At 69.7% G+C, this 18,663-nt stretch carries 1 protein-coding gene (only partly in view); it reads right to left on the reverse strand.

Annotation, left to right across the window (positions count from 1 at the left end; all coding sequences use genetic code 11):
• On the reverse strand, positions 1–18,663 hold the 3' portion of the coding sequence (locus ACPPVQ_RS17770; protein ID WP_426516448.1) for a hypothetical protein. The gene runs 13,170 nt beyond the window's last position; 18,663 of the gene's 31,833 nt are visible here — the last part of the coding sequence; the start codon falls outside the window, past its right edge; its stop codon occupies positions 1–3.

Below are 18,663 nucleotides of genomic sequence, written 5' to 3' on the forward strand. Positions count from 1 at the left end.
TCAGCGGGTGCCGGGGCGGCGGCGGGCCAGCAGCAGGCCGAGCCCGAGGATGAGCACGAGCAGTCCGCCGGCCAGGCCGCCGAAGCCGAGCGTGGTAGAGCCCGTCGGTGCGAGCCCGGTGCCGGTGCCCGTGCCCGTTCCGGTCGTGGTACCGGCGGTGGTGCCGGAGCCGGTGCCCGTTCCGGCCGGCGCGACCGGCTTCGTCGGCGGCGTCACGGGTGGTGGGGGCGGCGGCACGACTTTCGCGGGCGCCTGGTTCACGTAGACGTTGCGGATGGCCGCGTGTTGGTAAGCAGGATCGTCACTTTCGCTGGAGTGGCTGATCGTCTCGACATTCGAGCCGGGCGGGAAGGACGTGACACCGGCATTGAGCTGCACGATGACCGTCTTGGGCCCGACGTCGCCTGCGGCGAACTCGAGTACAGCGCTGTCTGCGAACGTCACGCCGCCGTCGATGGAGATCTGCGCGTAGGGCGCACCTCCGCCGTATGCCGCGGAGATCGTCACGAAGACCGTCGCGGTCGGCGGTGTGGCGAGCTGGATGGTGTACGTGTCGGTGATCGGCCCGCCCGGCTTCACGACGGTGGCGCCACCCGATTCCGTGACGATGACGACGCCGGAGCCGGCGACCGGCACGACGAGCGGCACGAACACCACCGGCGGCGGGTCTTCACCGGGCAACAGCAGCGGAGTGGGCGTCGGCACGGCCCCCGTGAAGAGCCTGAGCGTCGCTTTTGCGGCGAAGTGGCGCATCGTCACGTGCAGTCCTTCGCCTGTCACCCCATTGATGGTGGAGACGAAGCCGCCGAGGTTGTCGAACGCGGTGACCCTGACGGTGCTCGCACCGACGCCGCCGTCGAGCGACAGCAGACCGTTCGTGAGGTAGGCCTTCGTCAGCGGCTGGCGCGCGACGACGATGATGAACCTGTCGGCCCCGGTGCCGGCCTCGATGCGGAGCTCGGCGAGATTGTGGTTGATCGTGTAGGTGTCGTTGCCCGCTCCGCCGAAGATGGTGGTCGGGAAGCTGACTCCGTCGCTCAGCAGCCCGAGCTTCGTCGCGACCGTCGGGAACTGGTCTTCGGGGTGCACGGCCGGCGGGATGCGCGGTGTCGCGAACAGCTGGCCGATGATGAACCGGTCGTTGCCGTCGCCGCCGTCGATGGTGGTGATCGCACTGTTGTCATCGACGACGAAGAGGTCGTTGCCCCCGAGCCCGTTGACGGTGAGGCGGCCGTTGATGTGGTCGTCGTAGTTGATGCGTTCAGCATCCAGGATGCCGTGCAGCAGCGCGACGAATGCCGGGTCCGCAGCTCCCGGCTGGTCGGGGATGATGGAGGCGCCGCGCAGCAGGAACACGTCCGGCCCGTCGGAGCCGTTCACCGTCAGGGTGTTGAGTCCGCCCCTTGGTCCCGAGTTCAGCACGTTGACGAGGTAGTCGTGGTTGAGGGGGTCGACGCTCCCCCACGTGGTCACGACGTAGCTGTTGTCACCGGTCTCGCCGTCGAGGAGCAGCGAGTCGCGCACCGGCAGGCCGTTGTACACGTCGCCGGATGCGTCGATGTGGGTCGTCGACATCGTCTGGAGGTGGTCGACGATGAACACGTCGTTCCCGTCGGGAAGGCCGGCCTGGCTCGACGCGCCGCCATAGACGTTGGTCTGGCCGCCGAGGAAGGTGTGGTCGAAGAAGAAGGTGTCGACACCCGCGCCGCCGAAGATGTTCGTCGGATGCCCGGTCACCGTGCCGGCGAAGTGCATCGTCGACCCGACCGGGCTGGCGGGGTTCTGCAGGTATTCTCCGACGATCGTGACAGTGGCGCCCTGGATGAGGCTGGTCGTCGCCGACTCGAGGTCGTCGCCGATGCGCAGCAGCACCGAGCCCAGCGCGACGATGCGGCCCTCCGTGAGTGTCGTCGCACCGTCGAGGGTGCTGCCCCCGGCAAGCAGGTCGAGGCTCGCATCCGTCCGCCCCGTGACGTACGGGATGGTGAGCCGCACGTCTCCGAAGACCGATTCGGCACGCAGGACGTTGAGAGCACCCGACGCCTCCGTGATGTAGATGTCGCCGTTGGCCGGCACGGCACCGGGCAGCGCCCCCGGGCCGTCGGCCAGCGCGTAGAGGCGACCTCCCGCTGCGGCGTTCGTGTCGATGGTGATGTCGCTCACGCCGGTCGCCGATGCAGCACCGATCGAGCCGTTGTGCGCGATCAGATCGATGTTGTTCCCGATCACGGTCGGGTTCGTTCCGTCGATGTTGTTGAGGATCGCACCGTTCTGGTCGATGAGTGCGACGTCGCCGACGAACGAATCGACGAGGTTCAGGTAGAGGGCGCCGGTCGTTTGCGCAAGATAGATGCCGTTGGCGGCGAGGGCGAGCACCCATCCGCGCGCCGCGTTCGACGAGTGGATCTCCAGGTAGTTGACGGCGGGAACGAGGAAGCCGATGCCGCCGGTGAGCGCGAGGAGGGTGATCCTGTTGCCGGTCACGCGGGCCGAGCCGTCGGTGATTCCGCCCACGTCGAAGATGGATGCGCCGGTGTCTGCAGCGATCAGCGTCACATCGCTGGCCGTGGAGGTGATGGTGCCGACGCGCAGATCGCTGACGGTCTCTGTGTCGACGATCGAGCCGTTGGTGAAGAGGTCGATCTCACCGGTCTGGTCCTGGGTCGAGAAGGGCGTCGGCAGCTCGATTCCGCTCAGCGTCGCATCGACATTGGTGTGGGCGTCGATGTTGAGCACCGTGCGCGCCGCCGTGTGCCGAACGTTGATGTTGTTGCCCGCGCTCAGGTCCTGGAAGACGTAGGTGCTCGGGTAGAAGGTGTTCACGGTGCCGAACGCGACGATCACGTTGTCGTTGTAGACGTACGGTCCGGCAGGATCCGGGTGGAAGAAGACCCGGTATTGTCCGGTCGGCGGCACCGTGGTGGTGAATGCCGGCGGCTGGTACACGTCCACCTGGAGGAACGTCGACGTGAAGGTGGGCGTGTCGTTGCCCTGCAGGCTGTCGCCCAGCACGATGTCGATGTTGCGGCCTGCATGGATGAGCGGGATCGTCGGGGTGAAGGTGGTCGCGGGGCCGCGCAGGATCGACGTGATGTCGAGAACGACGTCGTCACGCGCATCCGCCGTCAGCGACACGAACCGGGTCGGGTCGACGTTGTCGACGACGTAGTCGCTCTGCACCAGGATGACTGGGATCGGCACCCGCAGGCTGAAGAGTCCGCTGACCAGGATTCCGATCGTGCCGTTGTCGGCCAGGATCACCAGGGTGTTCGTGACGACCAGCGGCCCGTCCGGGCCGGCGAGGATGTCTCCGTGCTGGTTGTCGATGCGCGTCGACCCGATCGGGTTGTAGATGCGGCCGTCGATGAAGAGCTGCGCCGTGCCGTTGCCGGACACCAGGTAGTTCTCGATGTCCACCGCGGTCGGGATGAAGATCGGCTGCCCGATCGTGAAGAGGAACCCGGTGCTGTCCTGCACCTTCACGCTGATGGTCGCCGCGACGCTGGTCAGGTTGACCACGTTGATCGCGTGCACGGTCATCGTGCGGCTCGACGAGTTGTACAGCTTCACGAAGTCGAAGGTGTTCTGCGCGACGAACTTTCCGTCGGTGCCGGTGATGACCCCGGCCGGCGGCGAACCGCCCGCGAGCGAACCGGGGATGTTCGCGAAGAAGGTCGCAGCGGCACCGCCGGTGTTGTTGATGTCCTGCACCTCGATGATGCGGCCGACCGGGATGGTGCTGCCGAGGCCGTACGTGTTGCCGAGGTCGTCTTTTACCACCACGCCGTACAGTTTCACGATCGTGCCGTTGGTATCGACGACGAGTTGCGGGTCGGCGGCATGGAGGTACACGGTGGCGTGCCAGCTGATCACGCGGCGCGCGTTCTCGGTCGTGCCGCCGTGTGTTCCGCCGCCGTCGAATGCCGCGCCGTCCGAGTTGGTGGGGCGCGACCAGTTGGTGAGCAGCTGGAGCGCTTCGACGTCGAGGAGGGCGGTGCGGATGACCGACCCGGCATCCGCCGTCACGTTCGATTCGCTGTTGTACCCGATGTTCGAGGTCGAGTTGGTGTCGCCGCCGAGGCAGCCGCAGTGCGCATCCGTCGACGCGATCAGCGTGATCGCATTGTGAACCGCTTTCAGCGTGACCGTCTCGTAGCCGACGATCTTCACGTCGTGCTCGAGGTGCACGGTGGCGTTGCTGGTGACGTTCACGTTCGCGGTGGCATCGGATGCTGCGCCGAGCGCCTTCGCGTGCGTGTGGCCGTTGTTGTGGGCGTTGACACTGTCGACGCTGGCGAGCACGGTCACGTTGTCGGCGGTGAGGTGGGCGAAGGGCTGCAGGTCGACCGTCGTGGTGATGCCGATGTTGAGGTCGCAGCCGGGGCTGCCGCATTCGCCGGCGTGGGCATCCACACCGAGGCCGCCGCCTTCGGCGCTGGTCGCGACGTTTCCGAAGGCACCGGTGTGCGCGGCGACACTGAGGTCGTTGCCTGCAGTGATGGTGCCGCCGACCGTGGTGACCGTGCTGATGTTCAGTGTCGCCCCGGCATCCGAACTGACGCCGGCGCCGAGCCCGCCGGCGCTGGACTGCGACAGCGCCTGCGCCTGGCCGAAGGTGAGCGGGTTGATCGTGACGTCGGCTCCGGCGGTGATGGTGGTTCCGCCTGCCACCGTCACCGTGGTGCTGGTCGTGGTTGACGACTGGGCCGCTGCGCTGCCGATGGCGACGAGGCCTCCGCCGCCGTTGGCCGAGTCGGCGCTGACGCCGGCGTTCGAGTTCGTGGTGACGACGACCGAGCCGAGGGCGGTGATCGAGGTGTTCGCGCCGCCGATGGTCACGGTGACGACCGCCGTCTCGTTCGCGTTGGTGTTGGCGTGGCTGGAGCTGATGATGCCGCCGCCCGAGCCGTTGACGGTCGCGGTCGAGAGCTGGCCGCCTCCGGCGGTGGTGCCGCCGATGCCGACGGCCGAGAGGGTCTGCGTTCCGCTTCCGGCGGAGGTGAGGTCGACCACGAGGTCCTGCGGCCCGCTGCCGATGCCGAGGTCGACGATCGCCGGGGCGAAGTTTCCAACGCCGACCACGCCGGTACCGTTCAGGGCGATCGGGGCCCCGCCCGGCGTGGTGGCGAGCTGGAAACTGCTGGAGGTCGCGCCGACGATGTAATAGCGGGCGCCGTTGTCGAGACCCAGGATGGGCTGCTGGCCCGGGGTCCAGAATCCGTGGACCACCGCGCTGCCGGCGGTGGAATGGTCGGGGGTGAGGCCGATCGGGTTGACCGGGATGGGGTTGTTGCTGCCGTCGACGCAGGTCCCGGTGGCGTCGCACAGGTTCGCGGCCAGGCGGATCTGGTTGTTGTTGAGCACGATCACGAAGTAGGTGTGGCCGTTGACCAGGCCGCCCACCGGGTCGGTCGACCCTTCGTAGACGACCTGCTGGCCGGTGGTGAAGCCGTGGTTCTGGATGGTGATCGTGTTGTCGTTCACGAACTGGAGCGCCGGCGGGTTGCCGGAGATGATCGGGTTGTTGCTGCCGTCGACGGCGACCTCGACCTGGTCGGTCGTGAACAGGTGGAGGGCGTTCGGGGCGGTGTAGGTGACCGCGTTGCCGTTGCTGTACCCGTTGGCGGCGCTGATGGTGTTGCCGCCGGTGACAGTGGAGCCGCTCGCGGTGACGGGCGTGGTCGGCGTGGTCGCGTCGAAGAGCTGGATGTCGGATGCGTCGACGACGTGCACGCGGTACCGGTGGCCGGAGACGAGACCGGGGACGGCCGAGCCCCCGTTGGGAACGATGTAGATGACGAGATCGCCCTCGTGGAGGTTGTGGCTGACCGGCACGAAGCTGGACCCGACCTGGATGCCGAACTGGATGGTGTCGGTCGCCGGGTCGATGTGGGCGCCGTCGAAGATCGAGCCGAGCTGTACAGCGTTCGGGTTGATGACGATGACGTTGTACTGGGCGTTGTTGCTCAGCCCGCCGACGGTGGTGCCGCCGTTGTTCGTGTAGGTGACGGTTCCGCCCGTCGTGAAGGAGTGCGGCGCCGACAGGGTGATGGTGTCCGTGCCGGTGTTGACGCCGGTGTTGCCGTCGAAGTCGCTGTGGTTGGGGCTGGGAGGCGCTGTCGTGTTCTGCTGTGCACTGAGGGTGATGGTGCCGCCCGCGAAGATCTGCGCTCCGGCCGCGATCGTGAGGTTGACGGTCGGGTTGGTCACGACCCTGGCGTTGTTGGAGCTGATGTTGAGCAGGATGCCGACCGACGTGCTGAGCGCCGACGAGATCGAGACCGGGTTCGATGCGACGCCGACGGTGATGTTGCCGGTCGTCGCGATGGGTGCGCCGGCCGAGGCGAAGTCGGCCTCGACGGTCGTGGTGGTCGTTGCGGTCGCGCCTGCGGCGGAGATGGCGACGCCCGCTCCGCTGGTGTCGCTGATCAGGGCGGTCGAGGTGTCACCGCTGGTCGCCTGCACCGAGATGGATGCTGCGCCCGGCGTGGTCGCGGTCGCCCCGTGGGCTGCGCCGAGCATCCGGGCGAACGTGCGGGCGTTGTCGGTCGCGGCCGGGTTGGCGCTGGAGACGGTTCCGAGGCCGCCGTTGACGGAGCCGCCCTTGGCCGTCACGCCGTTGGTCGCCGTGGCGACGACCGCGACGGTGGCGCTCGGGGCGTTGAGCAGCGCGCCGGCGTCGATGTTCGCCTGGGTGACCGCGTTCGATGTGATGAGTGCGACCGGCGACGAGGAGCCGACCGTGATGAGGCCGTAGTTGCGGGCGCCGGCGGTGGTGGCGGCCGAGTTCGTCGCCGTCGACTGCACGGTCAGGCCGGTCGCCCCGGTGAGCACGCCGCCGAAGTCGGCTGAGGTGCCGGCGTCGATCTTCGCGGTCGGCAGCGTCAGCCCGAGCACGAACGCACCGACCGAGAGCGTGTCGGTGGCGGCGCTGACCGTCGCGGCGGAGGAGGCGGCGACCGATGCGAGACCGCTCGTCGCGAGCGAGCCGGTCCCGTAGTGCGCCGTCACGCCCGCGGAGCCCAGCAGTTCGGCGTCGACCAGTGCCGCGTTGAAGCTGGCGACACTGATGTTCAGCGCGTCCGCGACCGCGGTGATCGTGTTTGTTGCGGAGGCTCCCACCGAGGCGCCGGTGGATGCGAGCAGGGCGCCGTCCATGGATGCCGTCACCGGCGAACCGATCCTGGCCCGTGCGAAGAAGACGCCGCCGCTGATCACGCCGCCGCTGTTGCTCGACACTTCGGCGTCGACGGACGTGCCGCCGGGTGTCTGCGCCGAGACCGTGAACGGGCCGCGGGCGGTGATGCGCGCGCTCGAGGCGATCACGGCGGCGATCGCGGCGCTCGAGGTGACGTCGGCGAGCGCGATGACCCCGGTGATCCCGGCGATGCTGAAGTTGTCGACCTTGACGGTGGCGGTCGCGGTGTTGTGGCCGGTCGCTGTGACGGAGAAGGCCCCGGATGCGGTGGTGCCGCCGTCGAACTCCGCGCGGGTCGGTGCCGCGACGGTCGCGGTCGGCGACAGGCCGGCCATGGTGAAGAGTCCGACATTCACCTGTGACGGCTGCGCGAGGGCGCTGTCGACGCTCGTCGCACGCAGGATCACGTCACCGGTTCCGGCGTTGACGGTCGTCGCGCCGGCGTCGACGAGGGCGCGCACCCCGGCCGTCGCGGTGACCTGTGCGACCGTGTCTCCGAACGCGCCGCTGACGACGCCGATGGAGACGACCTGGGAGGTGGAGCGGGCCGAGCTGGTCGCGTCTGAGGTGACCTGGAGACCCTGGCTGATGATCGGGTCGGCGAGTTCGGCTCGCGTCTCGCCGGCGACGATGGCCGTGGCGGCGTTGGCCGCACCGGTGAAGATGCCGACGCTCGCAGCATCCGTCGATGAGGTCGCGTGGCTCGCGTTCGTGGCGGTGACCTTCACTGCCCCGATGGAGCTGAGCGTTCCGCCGGAGACGATCGCCACCACGCCCGCGCTCTGCTGGATTTCGGCGTCGACGAGAGCCAGCGTGACGCCGAAGCCGGTGAGCCCGACGCTCTTCGTCGACGCGGTCGCCGTGCTGTCGCCTGCGGCTGCGACGGTCACCGCGCCGGACGAGAAGACGGGCGCCCGGAGTTCCGCGGTCGTCGCACCCGCAAGGATCGCGCTGGCGAGGAAAGCGCCTGCGGTGATGAGTCCCCCGCCTCCGCTCGTGACGGTCGCGGAAGCGAAGTTGCCGTGGGTGCCGTCGGAGACGATGGTCGCCGTCACCTGCACGAGGCCGAAGCTGCGGAGACTTGCCTTCGGGCCGACGCTGGCGAGCACATCCGCGCTCTGGGCGACCGTGGCGAGTGCGCTCGTGCCCTGCCCTCCGCCGAGGAGTGTGATGCCGACGACGAAGGCGTCCGCTGTCGCCTGGTTCTGTGCGCTCGCCGTCACGGCGATGGAACCGGATGCGGAGACCACGCCGTCGAGGTGCGCTTCGGTCGCACCCGAGATCGTCGCGATCGGCAGCAGGAGACTGAAGCCGATCAGGCTGAGCGTGACGCTCGGCGTCGTGGCGCTCGCGTGGTTCTGCGAGGTCGCGCCGACCACGACTGCTCCGCCTCCGGAAAGGTTCGCGCCGCTGGTGAACTGGGCGATGACGGATCGGGACGTCGTCGCCCTGGCGAGGTTGATGCCCGCAGCGAACGCGCCGGTCGCGACACTGAGGGTCGATGTGCTCGGGGTGTTCGTGCCATTCGCGGTGATGGATGCGCCGCCGGAGAGGCTGGCGTGCCCGCTGTAGGTGGCGGTCGTGGTACCCGAGATGGCCGCGACTGCGACAGCGCCGGAGATGCCGCCGCCGACACCGACGGACACCGAGTAGGACCGGACGGGAACCACGATCGTCGAACGGGCGACCTCGACGATGCCGCCCGCCAGCGCCTGCGAGCCGATCGAGACGTTTCCGATCGTCGCCGTCGTGTTCCCATCGACCAGTGCGACCGCGACCGAGGCGCCCGCCGCGACAAGGCCGATGCTGCCGCCGATGGCCAGCGGGGCGATGGTGCGGGTTGCGACAGCCTCGACATCGACGTTGCCGCCGGCGGTCGGGATCACAGCACCGCTGTCGATGTGCGCGTTCTGGGTCGCGTGGCTGGTGATGACGACCACCTGGCCGGTGACGGCGACGACGCCTCCGACTCCCGCGAAGACGATGCCGTTGTCGTTCTCGGTGAGCACCGTCTTCACGTTGACGTTGCCGCCGGCGGTGACCGACGCGCCTTCTGCGATGAAGGCTTCGACGTTGCTGGTGATGCCGAGGATGAGCACCGATCCTCCGACCGCGACGGCGCCGGCCGCCGCCGTGCCGGCCAGTCCGTTCACCGAGAGGTTCTCGCCCGCACCGACGCTGACGGAACCGCCGGCGACGATGACCGTTCCCGCCCCGACGGTGGCGACGGTGCCCTGCGGTACGGACGCGTTGGAGAATTCGGCGCTGACGATGTTCGAGCTGGGCGCTGAGCCGTGCACCGACGTGTTCGCCGATCCGAGGGTGGGCTGCATGCGCGAGTTCGTGGTGCCGTTGGCGTTGTGCAGGTTCGAGGTGCCGTCGAGGATCCCGGTGTAGCCACCGGTTCCGGAGCCGTTGGCGTGCCCGCCGGCCTCGGCCGCCGCATCCGGTTTGCCCGATGACGGGCTGAGGGCATCCGTCGCGCCCTCCCACTGCGCGCCCGTCGTGTCGGCGACGGGGTCGAGTGTGGGGTTCGCGACCTTCGCGCCGTACCGCTTGCCGTCGGAGCCGGTGACGACATCGCCCTGTGCGTAGGTGGCGGTGGACGACCAGGTGCCCTTGTCCTGCCCGTAGGAGCCTTCGTTGTACGAGCCGGTCGGAGCGGTTCCGACGCTCCACACCGAGACGGAGCCGGCGACCCCGACGAAGCCGCCGCCGATGCTGATCGCGTAGGTCTGGATGTTCTTGATCGCGAGGGCGTAGAAGGCGACATCCTTGGCGGCGTGCAGGGTGGCGGAGCCGCCGATGTACGCCTGGCTGGTGACGTCGGCGATGCCGATGTCGATGCCCCCGGCGACCCCGACGAACCCGGCTCCGAGCCCGCCGCCGATGGTGAAGGTGGTCACCTTGTCGGCGGCCGCGACGTTCACCGACTGCTGGGAGCCGGCGCCCGCCTGCAGGTTGATGCGCGTGGGGTTCAGGGCGTTGCTGTCGATGAAGGCGAGCGTCGTCGCGTGGAGCAGCGTGACGTTCAGGCCGCCGGCGACCCCGACGAACCCACCACCGGCCGCGACGGCCATGCCGAACACGTTCTCGCTCGAGCGGGCCTGCACAGCGAGGCCGTTGAATGCCGGGATGGTGCCGAATCCGCTGCCGCTGACCGTGCCGTCGTCGATGCCGGCGAGGGCGACGCCCGGCTGCTGGGCGAGCGCGTCGACTGCGCTGCCGGCGCCGATGAACGCGCGCGTGTCCTTCGTGAGGGAGGTGACCGCGACGCCGATGCCGACGCCGACCGCCCCGACCGCCGCACCACCGGAGACGACGGTGATCTTCGTGGCGTCCGCAGCGCTGAACAGTGCATTGTTGCCGGCGGTGACCGCGACACCGAGCCCCGTGTCTGCGTAGGTGTGGGTGGTGAGCACGATGACGGCGACGACGCCGGCGACCCCGACCGCTCCGCCCGCGGCCGCGGCCGCAACGGCGGTGACCTGGTCGGATGCGTTCGCTGCGACGACCACGTCGCGGGCCGCGTTGACGACGGCGCCGGTCCCGATCACGCTGTCGGTGTTCAGCGTCACGATGCCGACCGCCGCGTTCGCTCCCACCCCGACGGCCCCTGCAGCGACCGACGCCGCCACGATGAGGAGCTGGAAGGCGTTGCCCGCCGCAACGACCACGCTCTGGGCGCTCGATGCACCGGCGTTGTTCACGTTGACCTGCGCGATGCGTCCGATGAACGCCGACGTGTTCGCCGTGACGACGTTCACACTGCCGCTGACCGAGACGCCGACGGTGCCGAAGCCCGCCGCCACACCGAACCCGCCGATGTCGTCACTGTTGTTCGCGGTGACGGAGACACCATGGAAGCCGCCGGCGGAGTTCGGCACGATCACGTGCTGGCCACTGACCGAGGCCGCGTCGCCCGGAGGCTGGTCGCCCTGCTTGAGGATGCTGTGCGCCCGGTCGGTCCCGGCCGTCGCCGCGTTGAGGGAGATCGGCGTCTGCACCGCACCGCTGCAGTTGCTGCCGCCCGGGTTGGCGTGGCAGGCCGAGTCGGCGAGCTCGATCGCGTGCGGGCCGACGACGATCGCATAGTAGGTCTGGCCGTCGACGAGGCCGCCGATCGCCGTGCCGCCGCCGGCGCGGTAGACCACCGGGTCGCCGGTGTTCACGGTGAGGTCGTACGGCAGGTTGATGACGTTGCCGGTGACGTCGGATGACGGGGTGAAGTACTGCCCCGGCGCCTGCGGGGTGGCCGCGTGGTCGGTCGCCATCAGCCGCTGCGATTCGCCGCCCCTCGACGGGACGCCGAGCACGATGGCCGGGCCGCCCTGTGTCGCCGACAGTTGCACCTCGTGCGCCGAGACGACGTGCACATAGTAGACGTTGCCCTGCACGAGCCCGGTGATCGGGGTGCCGCCTCCGTCGTCGTAGAGCACCTGCTGGCCTTCGGTGAAGCCGTGCACGTACCCGAGGTCGATGGTGCGGCCGTCGCCTTCGATAGCGGTCGACGGCGTGAACCGGGTGTCGATCGGGGTGACCGAGTAGCCGCCCGTGTTGACGGTGAGACCCGCTCCGTTGCCGAGCGCACGCACCACCGAGTTGTCGCCGATGAACGAGCTCGTCGTCTTGTTCACGATCGGCACGGCGGCGGAGGCGCCGACACCGACCTCGCCGCCGATGGCGATGCTGCCGGCGATCACGTTGAGGGTCAGCTGCTCGTTGGCCGAGATGCGGGCGCTTCCGCCGGCCAGGATCGTCGCACGTGACGTCGCGCAGCTGGTCGCGTTGACCGCCTGGGCGCTGCACACTTCGCCGACGAACGCTTTCGTGACGATGGTGAACACCGACACCGCCGCGTTGAGCGCGACCCCGACCGCTCCGCCCGCCGAGACGCCTGCCGAGATGGAGATGACGTTCTCGCTGGAGGCGGCGTCGATCGTGACCGAACCGTTGGCGAGCACCGAGGCCTGCGGGTCGATCCAGGCCTGGGTGTCCTTGTTCAGCAGTTCGACATCCGCCCCCGCACCGATGCCGGCAGAGCCGCCGACGGCGATCTGGCCGGCGACGCCCTTGATGGTGGTGGTGTCGGTGGCGCTCAGCGAGACGCCTTCGGTGCCGGACGCGCCCGCGTTGTTGGAGTTGATCGTCGCGCCGCGGTCGATGTGGGCGTGCGTGACGTTGTTGAGCACGTCGACGGTCGCAGACCCGGCGACCGCGGCCGAGCCGCCCACCGTTCCGCCGACGGCGATGAGCGTCACGTCCTCGTGCTGGGTCGCGCCGATGGTGAGGCCGGTCGCTCCCTTCGCCCAGATGTCGTCGCCGCCGGCGATCCAGGCGTCGACGATGCCGCTGCGCACCAGCACGGCCGACGAGATGCCGACCCCGGCGCTGCCGCCGACGCTGACCTGTCCCGCATAGAGGCCGATGTTGGATGCGTTGTCCTCGGCCTGGATCGTGACGTTGCCGCCCGCGTGCACGACCGTCGCCTGGCGCGGGCCGCCGTCGATGTATGCCCGGGTGCCCGGCGAGCTGTCGCCGGGGTTGAGCACGAGCACGACGAAGGAGCCGGTGACGCCGACGCTCTGGGAGGCGGCGGCTCCGATCGCGATCTCGGTGAAGTCCTGCGGGTCGGTGGCGCGCAGGGTGACGTCGCCGCCGGCGGAGGCGACGACCGAGTGGCCGATGTACGCCCGCACGTCCTTGTTGATGACCCCGACGATGACGCTGACGCCGACGCCGACACTGCCCAGCGACAGCCCCAGCGACCCGGCGAGCTCGACAAGGCGGATGTCGTCGGAGGCCGTGATCGAGATCGACTGGCCCGGCGACGGGGCCGCACTCTGGTTCACCGACGCGTTGTTGCCGATGTACGCCTGCGTGGTCAGGGTGAAGACGTCGACGATGAACGCGCCTCCGACGGCCACACCGCTCGTCCCGGCGCCGCCACCGACCGCGACCGAAGTCACGTCGGGCACCTTCACGTTCGGGATGATGCTGATGCCGAGCGGGACCAGCGACGCCGAAGCGCTCAGCGAGATCGCGCCGCCCGCGTTCACCGTCGTGGGCTGCTGGATGTTCGAGTCGATGAAGGCGAGGGTGGTCACGGTCAGCACGTTGACCGCGATCCCGACGCCGACGCCCGAACCGTCGAGCGAGAGGCCACCCGCCCCGGCGATGGTCTGGAGGCCCATGGGGTTGCTTGCGGCCAGGACCAGAGCGCCGGAGACGGACACTTTCGAACCGGCCCCGATGACGGCCGTGTTCTCGAAGATGACGACCTGCACGGCCACCGAGCCGGCGACGCTCGCATCGCCCGCACCGCCTGCCGCCGAGAGCCCCCAGGCGGTGAAATCGTTCTCGGTCTGGGGCGGCGTGACCGCCTGCACGACGACGCTGCCGCCGGTGATCGTCGTTCCGACGCCGATCGAACCGCGGTTGGTGATGATGGCGACGTTGAGCCCGATGCCGGCACCGATGTTGGTGCTGTTGATGGCCGTCGAGGTTCCGACCGACTTGGCCAGGGCATCCGTCGCGTTCGTCGCACTGACCTGGATCGCACCGGCCGCCGTGACGGTGAGGCCGTCGGCGATGCTCGCGGTGTTCATGTCGGTGACGACGTTGACACTGACCGCGGCTCCGACTCCGACACCCTGGCCGGACGACTGGCCCGACTGGCCGCCGGATTCGCTGTTCGCGTTGCCGACCGCCCCGCCGGCGGACTGGTCACCGGTCGGCAGCCTGCTCTCGTTGCCCGACGTGCTCGGGGTGTTCTGCACGCTGTCCTTGGCCTGGCCGTCGGAGCTTCCCCCGCTCCCGGGCGTCGTGCCCTGGGCGCTTGCGGTGACATCCGCGCTGCCGGCCGTCGTGGTGGTCGCCGCAAGCACGACCGACGTGCCCGAGATGTTCCGCAACAGAGCGGCCGTCGTCGTCACGGTGAGCACGTTGACGGCGATGATGGCGCCGACCGCGACACTGCTGCTGGCCGCCTTCGCGTCGCCGGTGATCGACGCCGACCCCGTGTGGGTGGCGCGCAGCTGCACGGCACCGGTCGCGGCGATCGTTCCGGCCCCGGGGGTGCCGATGCGGGCGAGCGTGGTGTTGACCACGATGTTGATGCCGACCGCCGGGCTGACGGCGACGCTGGAGCCGGCGGATCCCGCAGTCACCGTGTTGACGACCGGTTCGGCGGATGTCGCGGTCAGCGTCACGTTGTGCCCGCCGGTCAGCGACGCCCCGTCCATCACTTCTGCCCGCGTGACGTTGGTGGTGAGCACGTTGATCGCGATGGACGCGCCGACGCCGACGGTTCCGCCGCCGCCGATCGACGCATCCGCCAGCGCCTTCGCCGAGTCGGAGCGCAGGTTCTGGGCGATGAGCGAGATGTCGCCGGTGCCGGCCGCGACGACCGCACTGCCCGGAACATACGCCTCGGTGTTGTCGGTGACGATGTTGAGGGCGAGGGCGCCCGCGACGCCGACCTTCTTCGAGCCCGCTCCCGCGTCGGCTTCGACGGTGAAGGTGTGCGTCGTGTCCGCCCCGAGCGAGGTCATGGTGGCTTCGAGGTGGAACCCGTTGGAGGTGACGTGGGTGCGCTCGCCGATGAACGAGCGGTTGGTGATGGTGACCAGGTTGAGGGCGACGGCCGCGCCGACGCCGACGTTCGTCGCCTTGACGGCTGTTCCGTCCGCCTTGACTGCGCCGTCGACGTTCTCCGAACTCCGGAGGCTGACGGCGCCGCCAGCGATGAGGGTGAGACCGTCGGGCAGGATGGAGGTCGCCGAGACATCGGCGATGTTCAGGGCGACACCGGCCGCGACCGAGACCTTGCCGTCAGAGCTCGACGCCGACGGGTTCGCGCTTGCGCTCGAGCCCGATCCGCCGTTCGCCGTATCGGTGCCGATCGCGTTGGTGCGTTCCTTCTGGGCCTGTCCGTCGACGCCGCCGGAGGGTGCATTGCTGTCGCCCTGCTGGGGAGCGCCGCTCGCGGACGCGCTCGCCGACGCTCCGTCGACCGAGGATCCGAACGCGCCGAACGAGATCGAGCCGGCCGCGGTGATGTTGCGGCCCGTCGTGCTCGACACGGTGTGGGTCACGAGGTTCAGGGCGAGAGCGACACCGATGGATGCGGTGGAACCGCCGGTCGCGACCGAACCGGCCGAGGTGACCGCTCCGGCCGTCTGGGTGGCCGTTGCCGAGAACGAACCGGTCAGCACGATCGTGCCGTTGCCGGGAAGGGTGCCGATGCTCGCCGTCGTCGTGACGTTCGAGATGGTGATCGCGACGGCCGGGGACACGTCGACCTTGCCCCCGGACGCCCCCATCTTCGCGTCCGTCGTGGCCAGGTCCCCTGCCGTCGCGGAGAGGATGAAGTCGTGCGCACCGACGACAGTGATGCCCGCGTCGAGTACGGCGTTGGTGGCGTCGGTGATGAGGTTGAGGGCGACGGAGGCTCCGACGCCGACATTCGTCGCCGTGACCCCGCCGGGCGTCGGTTCGGCGGACACCGTGCTCGTGGCCTTGCTCGCGGCGGTCACCGCGACATCGCCGCCGGTCAGTGTCACGTTGCCGGCCAGCTCGGCCTGGGTGGACTGGTTGATGATCGCGATCGCCACCGAGCCGGCCACCGAGATCTTGCCCTGCCCGGCGCCCGCCACCGACTGCGCACCGTACACCGACGTCGTGTCGGCTCCGTTCGGAGTGACCGTCGCCGAGACGGTGAGCGCGTGCGCCTTGATCGTGTCACCGGTCGGCAGGATGGCCTGGTTGGTCACGTTCGCCAGGGTGATCGCGACTCCGGCGCCGATGGTCGCGGTCGCACCGTGGGAGGCCGATCCGTCTGCCGCGCTCGCCGCATCCGTGTTCGCACTCGAGGCGAGGGTCACGAGGCCGCCGGCGGTCAGCGTGAGACCGGGGTTCTCGATCGTGGCCTTCGACACGATGGTCGCGATGTCGATGCCGACGGCCGCGGCGACGTTGACCTTGCCGTCGGAGGTTGAGGCGCTCGGCGAGGTGGTGGACCCTGACGTCTTGCCGCCGTTCGCGGTGCTGGTGGCGTCTGCGTTGTCGCGTTGGGTCTTCACCTGCTGGTCGACGCCGTCGCCGGCCCCGCCGCCTCCGCCCGACCCGGACCCGCTGGCTCCGTTCTCGGGCGCGCCCGAAGCGCTGGCGCTCGCGGCTGCCGCCGAGGCGCTGATCCCGGATGCGTGCAGCGCGATGTCGCCGCCGGCCGTGATGCTGCGGGCCGTCGTCGCCGTCACCGTGTGGTTGGCGATCGTGAGTGCGACACCGACACCGATCGCGGCAGTCGTGCCGCCGGCGACGACAGCTCCGGCGGTCGAGGATGCGCTGGCGTTCTGCGTCGCGCTGCCGGTGAACGATCCTGTCAGGCCCAGCGGGGCGCCGAGCGTTCCGACGCGTGCGCTCGTGGTCACGTTCGATAGCGTGACGGCGACGGCGGGTGCGATGTCGACCTTGCCGCCGGTCGCGCCCATCTTCGCTTCGGTGATCGCGGCATCCCCTGCGGTCGCGCTCATGGTCACGTTCGCCGCGCCGGTGAGGCTGACGCCGTCGTCCAGTGTCGCCGTCGTCGTGTCGGTGATCAGGTTCAGGGCGACGGATGCGCCCACTCCCACATTCGTGGCGGTCACGCCGCCGGGTGTCGGCTCGGCCTTGACCGTGCTCGCCGCGTTGCTCGCCGCGATGATCGTCGCGTCGCCGCCGGTGAGGACAACGGTTCCGGCGACCTCCGCGGTCGTGCTCTGGTTGATCACCGCGAGGCCGAGCGAACCGGCGACCGAGATCTTGCCGCCACCGGCGCCGCTCGTCGCCTGCGCTCCGTAGGTCGAGGTGACGTCGGCGCCGTTGACGGTCTCGGTGGCGGAGACGGTGAGCGCCTTCGCGTGCACCGTGTCTCCGGCCGGGAGGAGCGCCTGGTTGGTGACGTTCGCCAGGGTGATCGCGACCGCCGCGCCGATCGTCGCTGTCGCGCCCTGCGAAGCTGAGCCGTCCGCGCTGGTCGCGGCGTCGGTGTTCGCGCTGGACGCGAGGGTGACGAGGCCGCCCGCCGTGAGGGTGAGCCCCGGATGCTCGATCGTCGCCTGCGAGACGGTGGTCGCGAGGTCGAGTGCGATCGCTGCCGCGACGTTGACCTTGCCGTCCGAGGTGGACGCGCTCGGTGCCGTCGCCGACCCGGACGTCTTGCCGCCGTTGGCCGAGCTGGTCGCATTCGCATTGGTGCGCTGGGTCTGCACCTGCTGGTCCACGCCACCGCCGGCACCACCGCCGCCGCCCGTGCCGGAGCCGTTCGTGCTGTTCTCCGGCGCGCCCGACGCCGACGCGCTCGCGCTTGCGGCCGACGCCGAGACTCCGGACGCCTTCAGGGTGATCGCCCCGCCCGCGGTGATGCTCCGCGCCGTCGTCGCGGTGACGGTGTGGTTCGCGATGGTCAGGGCCAGCCCGACACCGATGGCCGCGGTCGACCCACCGGAAACGACTGCTCCGGCCGTCGATGATGCGCTTGCAACCTGCGTCGCCGACCCGGTGAACGAGCCGGTCAGGGTCAACGTGCCGTCGGTGCCGACGCGTGCCGTCGTCGTGACGTTCGAGAGGGTGACCGCGACGGCGGGGGCGATGTCGACCTTTCCGCCGCTCGCGCCCATCTTCGCTTCGGTGATCGCCGCATCCCCCGCGGTCGCGGTGAGCGTGATGTTCGCCGCACCGGTCAGGGTCACGCCGTCGTCGATGGTCGCGGTCGTGGTGTCTGTGATCAGGTTCAGGGCGACGGATGCGCCGACACCGACGTTCGTGGACGTCACGCCACCGGCGGTCGGTTCCGCCTTCACCGTGCTCGCCGCGTTGCTCGCCGCGGTGATCGTGGCATCGCCGCCAGTGAGGACGACGTTTCCGGCGACCTCGGCTGTCGTGGTCTGGTTGACCACCGCGAGGCCGAGCGAACCGGCCACCGAGATCTTGCCGCCGCCCGCACCGCTGGTCGCCTGCGCCCCGTAGGTCGATGTGACGTCAGCGCCGTTCACCGTTTCCGTCGCGGAGACAGTAAGCGACTTGGCGTGGATGGTGTCACCCGCCGGCAGCAGCGCCTGGTTGGTCACGTTCGCCAGGGTGATCGCAACAGCGGCGCCGATGGTCGCCGTTGCGCCGTGCGAGGCCGAGCCGTCTGCGCTCGTTGCGGCGTCGGTGTTCGCGCTCGAGGCGAGGGTGACAAGTCCAGCCGAGGTGAGCGTGATGCCGGGGCCCTCGATGGTCGCCTTCGAACTCGTCGTGGCCAGATCCAGTGCGACCGCCGCCGCGACGTTGACCTTGCCGTCGGAAGTCGACGCGCTCGGTGCGGTGGTCGATCCAGAGGTCTTGCCACCGTTCGCCGAACTGGTCGCGTCGGCATTGGTGCGCTGGGTCTGCACCTGCTGGTCGACCCCGCCGCCGGCGCCACCGCCGCCGCCCGTGCC

The organism is Leifsonia sp. McL0618, from assembly GCF_049994905.1.
In the GTDB taxonomy this organism is placed as follows: domain Bacteria; phylum Actinomycetota; class Actinomycetes; order Actinomycetales; family Microbacteriaceae; genus Diaminobutyricibacter.